At 52.9% G+C, this 1,053-nt stretch carries 1 protein-coding gene and 1 pseudogene; both read left to right on the top strand.

Annotation, left to right across the window (positions count from 1 at the left end; translation table 11 throughout):
* A pseudogene (locus tag NW841_RS12860) lies at window positions 1–393 on the top strand (pyruvate formate-lyase 1-activating enzyme); the annotation flags it as partial.
* 188 nt (window positions 394–581) lie between these two features.
* On the top strand, window positions 582–992 hold the full coding sequence (locus NW841_RS12855) for an OsmC family protein (protein WP_414335832.1): 411 nt from the start codon (window positions 582–584) through the stop codon (window positions 990–992).
* Window positions 993–1,053: the final 61 nt, after the last annotated feature.

The raw sequence follows: 1,053 nt of genomic DNA, 5'->3' as shown, positions 1-1,053 counted from the left end.
GTGGCCAAGCCGGTTTTGGCCCATACGGATTTGGTGTTGCTCGATATCAAGTCCTATCTGCCGGAGCTCTATCGCAAAGTTACCGGCGTTTCGCTGCAGCCCACTCTCGATCTGGCTCGCTATTTGGATCAGATTCACAAGCCCACCTGGATTCGTTTTGTTCTCGTTCCTGGACTAACAGATCCTGAGGAAAACATCAAGGGCTTGGCTGAGTTTGTGGCCACTCTATCCAACGTGGAGCGGGTGGAGGTTTTGCCCTTTCACAAGATGGGGGAATACAAATGGCAGCAGTTGGGACTGCCCTACACCCTCAGCGATGTCCAGCCGCCCACGCCGGAACAGATCAACCACGCTTTGCAGATCTTTCGCGAGCGGGGATTGGTGGCGGTTTAATGGCTGCTAAGACTTAGTTTATTGCCGTAGCAACAGTAACAACAAGAGAGCCAATCCCCATTTGCATCAGCTTGATCCCAAAGTCATCTCTAAAATTCTTAGGCTGCCCCTAAAGTAGCGCTAGGTTGAACTTATAGGCTAGGAGCTGGCCAACTCTGGCAGATGGAAAAATAGAGGAGGGATCCCCAGTGGAAGTGCGCGTAACCTACCAAAATGGCGTTCAATTTCAAGCCGAAAGCCGCGGCCATCGCATCCTCAGCGATCAGCCCTTGGACAACCACGGCCAAGATCAGGGAATGACGCCGCCGGAGTGGTTTTTGGCCTCTTTGGGTGCCTGTGTTGGCTTTTATGCCGTCAAGTATCTGGAAGCGCGGCAGTTGGATCCTCGGGGGCTGGAAGTGGTTGTTACTGCAGATAAAGTTGAGCACCCCAGCCGCTTAGACAACATTTGCATTCGCGTTCAGACGGGGATCCCCCTCGACGAAAGGCAGCAAAAGGGCCTAGAAAAAGCTGTCGATGCTTGCATCATCCACAACACCCTCACCCATCCCCCAAAAATGACCACTGAGATCCAGGTTCCCGCACCTGTGGGCGCTTAGCCAGCCAGTGAGCCTATGGAGTTTTCCAGCAATTTCTAATGGTTGCCTCAACTCTTAACCC

The organism is Synechococcus sp. H60.3 (assembly GCF_047462295.1).
In the GTDB taxonomy this organism is placed as follows: Bacteria; Cyanobacteriota; Cyanobacteriia; order Thermostichales; family Thermostichaceae; genus Thermostichus.
This window is presented reverse-complemented; position numbering and strand designations above follow the sequence as displayed.